3 protein-coding genes and 2 pseudogenes are annotated in these 4,752 nt (G+C 71.1%); all 5 read left to right on the top strand.

What is annotated here, in order from left to right; translation table 11 throughout:
* Positions 1–105, top strand: a pseudogene (locus tag ABT345_RS33170) (roadblock/LC7 domain-containing protein); the annotation flags it as partial.
* A 95-nt stretch (positions 106–200) separates the two neighbouring features.
* Entirely contained in the window at positions 201–608 is a 408-nt protein-coding gene (locus ABT345_RS33165; RefSeq protein WP_143940484.1) for a DUF742 domain-containing protein, read from the top strand.
* Positions 589–1,185 carry a GTP-binding protein gene (locus ABT345_RS33160; protein WP_345086714.1) on the top strand — a complete coding sequence of 199 codons (597 nt, stop codon included), beginning with the start codon at positions 589–591 and terminating at the stop codon, positions 1,183–1,185. The genes ABT345_RS33165 and ABT345_RS33160 overlap by 20 nt, the downstream gene beginning before the upstream one ends.
* Before the next feature lie 372 nt (positions 1,186–1,557).
* Entirely contained in the window at positions 1,558–4,650 is a 3,093-nt protein-coding gene (locus ABT345_RS33155; RefSeq protein WP_345086716.1) for a sensor histidine kinase, read from the top strand.
* Positions 4,601–4,752 (top strand): annotated as a pseudogene (locus tag ABT345_RS33150) (roadblock/LC7 domain-containing protein); the annotation flags it as partial. The gene ABT345_RS33155 and the pseudogene ABT345_RS33150, both read left to right, overlap by 50 nt.

Raw genomic sequence — 4,752 nt, 5'->3', positions numbered from 1 at the left:
GACATCGGCCTCGTCGGGTACGAGATGGCCCTCCTGGTCGACCGCGCAGGCAACGTCCTCACCCCCGACCTACGCGCCGAACTCCAGGGCAGCCTGTTGCACTGAGCAAGCGCCGCAGCACATGTCCCGTACATCGCCGAACTCCCACCGGCCCAACCCGACGGCAGTCCCGTAAGACAGTTGTCACGCCCGGAGGACCCATGACCCCGCCACCCACGTCGGACCCCTACGATGCCTACAGCCAGGCGTCGTACGGCGGCGAAGGCGACCAGCCCCTGGTGCGTCCCTACGCCATGACGGGCGGCCGCACCCGGCCGCGCTACCAGCTCGCCATCGAGGCGCTGGTCAGCACCACGGCCGACCCGTCCCAGGTGCCCGGCCTGCTGCCGGAGCACCAGCGGATCTGCCACCTGTGCCGCGAGGTCAAGTCGGTCGCCGAGGTCTCGGCGCTGCTGCACATACCGCTGGGGGTGGCGCGCATTCTCGTCGCCGACCTGGCGGAGGCCGGGATGGTGGCGATCCATCAGCCGGGTGGCAGCGGTGAGGCCGGCGGTACGCCGGACGTCACGCTGCTGGAGAGGGTGCTCAGTGGACTTCGCAAGCTCTGACGCCGCGTACGGGGAAGGCGCCCCGGCGCGTTCGACCACCTCGGCGAAGATCGTGGTGGCCGGCGGCTTCGGCGTGGGCAAGACGACCTTCGTCGGCGCCGTCTCGGAGATCAACCCGCTGCGCACGGAGGCCGTGATGACCTCCGCGTCGGCGGGGATCGACGATCTCAGCCACGTCCAGGACAAGACGACGACGACCGTGGCGATGGACTTCGGCCGCATCACCCTGGACCAGGACCTGATCCTGTATCTGTTCGGTACGCCGGGTCAGGACCGCTTCTGGTTCATGTGGGACGACCTGGTGCGCGGCGCGATCGGCGCCGTCGTCCTCGTCGACACCCGCCGCCTCGCCGACTGCTTCCCCGCCGTCGACTACTTCGAGAACAGCGGCCTCCCCTTCGTCATCGCCCTCAACGGGTTCGAGGGGCAGCAGCCGCACACGCCCGAAGAGGTGCGTGAGGCCCTGCAGATCGGGCCCGGTACGCCGATCATCACGACCGATGCGCGGCAGCGCAGCGAGGCGAAGAGCGCGCTGATCACGCTCGTGGAGCACGCGCTCATGGCGCGGCTGCGCTGACGCCGGGTCCGTCCGGAGCGTTCCGGGCGGACCCGCCGCACGGCGCGGCGACCCGGGTGTGTCACCAACGGTGTCACACGCTGTGTCGTTGGACACGCTGTCGATTGTGTTCATAACGTTTCGGCAGGCAATTGCCCCGCCACAAACACACCTTGCACACATCCGGCTCCCCTGTGCACACGCTTCCCCCGCATTTTGCCGCGGCTCGCCCTTAACGCCCCTTTTATCTGAGGTCTCTCCCGCCTCCCCCAGCCTTTGCTCAGTGTTTGGAAGGCACCCGTCCGACGTGCTGAAATTCGCTGAACTCCGAAGGAGAGACGCCCAGAAGAAACGGCACAGCACGACGTGTCGCGCCGAGAGGTTGTTGGTCGAGTGAGGCGAAGCAAGGCGAGCCCCGAGCCGCGGGAGGCCCGGCGGGGCAACTTCACCCCGCCGTCGCGCAGTACCGGCCCGGCTTCCGGGACGCCCGAGCCCGCGCCCGTCCCGCCCGTTTCCGGTGGGAAGCCGTACTCCCCGCGCAACTGGCGGGTGGCCACCCGCCTCAACGCCATCCTGCTGATCCCGGTCCTGCTCGCGCTGGTCTTCGGCGGGCTGCGGGTCAACTCCTCCCTGGAGACCTGGCAGGACGCGCAGGACGCGGAGGCCACCGCGAAGCTCGTCCGCGCCGCCCTCACCTACGGCAACGCGCTCATCGACGAGCGGGACCGCTCCGCCGCACCCCTGCTGAGCGGCAAGAAGGGCGACCCGGCCGTCGGGGACGCGCGCGCCGCCACCGACCGTGCCGCCGCCGACTTCCGCACCGCCGCGGAGTCGATGCCCGACAAACCGGGCCTCCAGCGCCGCCTCGCCGCGTTCACCACCGCGGAGAAGGGCCTCGGCGCACTGCGCGACGCCGCGTACACCCCGGCGCTGCCCGGCGTCCGCACCGAAGAGGGCTACGTCGCCATCCAGCACCCGCTGATGGAGTTCGCCAACGAACTCGGCCTGGGCACCGGCAACATCACCTCCTACGGCCGCACCGTCTACGCCCTCTCCCTCGCCAAGGCCGCGGCCTCGCTGGAGCGCTCGATCGGCGTCCACCTCCTCCTCGACCCGGCCACCGGGACCACCCACCAGCGTCAGCTGACCGCCTTCGCGTCGTACCGCTACCTGGAGAACATCGCCATCGGCGAGTACACCTCCGGCGGCACCCCCGAGGACGTCGAGCGCCTGAAGAAGGACACCGCCGCGCTCAAGGCGACCGGCAAGAAGAAGACCGCGCAGGCCCGGCGGGAGGCCGAGGCGGCCGGACGGCCGTTCCGCGCTCCCCCCTCCATGGACGCCATGGCCACCGCGATCGGTTCCGGCGCATCGCCGCAGGATCTGGCGGACCGCGGCGTCACCCCGGAGGTCTGGTTCACGGCGGCGACCGGCGGCTTCGACATGTACCGGTCCATCGAGAAGGACCTCGCGGACAAGGCCGTCGCCGAGGCCGCGCAGATCTCGGCGGACGCCGAGCGGACCACCTACACGGACACCGTCATCGTGCTGGCCGCCCTGATCGCCGCCTTCCTGGTGGCCGGTCTGATGGCGCGCCGGATGAGCCGCAACATGCGCACGCTGCGCACCGCGGCCTTCGGCATCGCCGAGCAGCGGCTGCCGCTCCTGGTCGACCAGCTCTCGCGCACCGAGCCGGGCCGGGTGGACACCCGGGTGCAGCCGATCCCGATCGGGACGACGGACGAGATCGGCGAGGTCGCCCGCGCCTTCGACCAGGTGCACCGCGAGGCGGTGCGGCTGGCGTCCGAGCAGGCGATGCTGCGCGGCAACGTCAACGCGATCTTCACCAACCTCTCGCGCCGCAACCAGGGCCTGATCGAGCGGCAGTTGACGCTCATCACCGAGCTGGAGAACAACGAGGCGGACCCGGACCAGCTGGAGAACCTCTTCCGGATGGACCACCTCGCCACGCGCATGCGGCGCAACGGCGAGAACCTCCTCATCCTCGCCGGCGAGGAGCCGGGCCGCCGCTGGGACCAGCCGGTCCCCCTCGTGGACGTCCTGCGGGCGGCCACCTCCGAGGTCGAGTCGTACGAGCGCATCGAGCTGGCCGGGGTCACCGAGAGCGAGATCCACGGGCAGGCCGTCACCGACCTGGTGCATCTGCTGTCGGAGCTGCTGGAGAACGCGACCACGTTCTCCTCGCCGCAGACCAAGGTCCGGGTCGCCGCCACCCGGATGTCCGACGGCCGCATCATGGTCGAGATCCACGACAAGGGCATCGGGCTGACCGCCGAGGACTTCGCGGACATCAACCACAAGCTGGCGAACCCGCCGAGCGTGGACGCCGCGGTCTCCCAGCGCATGGGCCTGTTCGTGGTCGGCCGCCTCGCCGACCGGCACGGCATCCGCGTCCAGCTGCGCCCCTCGGGCGAGCAGGCGGGCACCACCTCGCTGGTGATGCTGCCCGACGCGATCACCCATGGCGGTGGCGGCTCCGGCCGGTTCGAGGAGGACTTCACCGTCCCCCGGAACGCGCCCGCCCAGCCCCGCACGGACCGTCCGGACGCACCGGGCACCGGCGACGCCGCGTTCACCACCCCCCACGCGGCCGGAGCCGGACACGACGGCATGAGCCGTTCACTGCTGCGCGAGGAACGTCGCGCGGCGCTGGAAGAGGCCCAGGGAGCCCAACAGGCCGATGGCGGGCCGCTGTTGGGCGAGGCGTCGCCGGACCTTTCCGGGTACGGCGCGCACCCCGGGCCGCAGGCATATGCGGAAGCCGATCAACCGCAGCACGGCGACGGTGCGTTCGGCACCGAAGCTTTCCGGCCTGCGGCCGGCCCGCACGCCACGGACCAGCATCCGTACGCCGCTCCCGAAGCGCCCGTCACCGGCGGCGGGTTCGAACCCGCCGCGTACGATGGCCACTTCGGAGCCGAAGCGGAATCTGACCGGAATACACCCGCCGCTCCCGCCCACGCATCCGAGCGCGTACCATTCGACCGTCCGGGCCCGTCCCCGAGCGACTCCCACTCGCTGACCGATGCCGGCCTTCCGCGCCGCGGAGGCCACACCGAGCAGGCGCAGCCTGCTGCGCAGGAGTGGGCGCAGCCCGGGGAGTCCGCGGTGCCCCCGCAGCAGTGGGAGGCGTCGGATCAGGTCCTGGACGGCTCCGAATGGCGCAGCTCCAACGACGAACGGTGGGAGCGGGCGGAGCGGCTGCGTGAGCCGAAGGCTGGCGGGGTCACCCCGTCCGGTCTGCCGCGGCGGGTGCCCAAGGCCAACCTGGTCGAGGGTTCGGCGGAGCAGAGCCCGCAGGGTGGCCCCCAGGTCTCCCGGGCCCCGGAGGACATCCGCGGCAGGCTGAGCAATCTGCGTCGCGGTGTCCAGCAGGGCCGCAACGCGGGGGCGGACCGCTCGGAGTCCCCCCACAATGACCAACAGGGCTTCGGCCCCGGCAGCACCTACGATCAGGAGCGTTAGTGTGAGCCCGATGAGCCAGGCGGCGCAGAACCTGAACTGGTTGATCACCAACTTCGTGGACAACACCCCCGGTGTGTCCCACACGGTCGTGGTCTCCGCGGA

The organism is Streptomyces sp. NPDC000404, from assembly GCF_040300365.1.
GTDB classification, from domain to species: Bacteria; Actinomycetota; Actinomycetes; order Streptomycetales; family Streptomycetaceae; genus Streptomyces; species Streptomyces ramulosus.
This window is presented reverse-complemented; position numbering and strand designations above follow the sequence as displayed.

Excerpts from the sequence above, each read along its gene's own strand:
- ABT345_RS33165 (WP_143940484.1), top strand. The coding sequence starts at position 201 with ATGACCCCGCCACCCACGTCGGACCCCTACGATGCCTACAGCCAGGCG.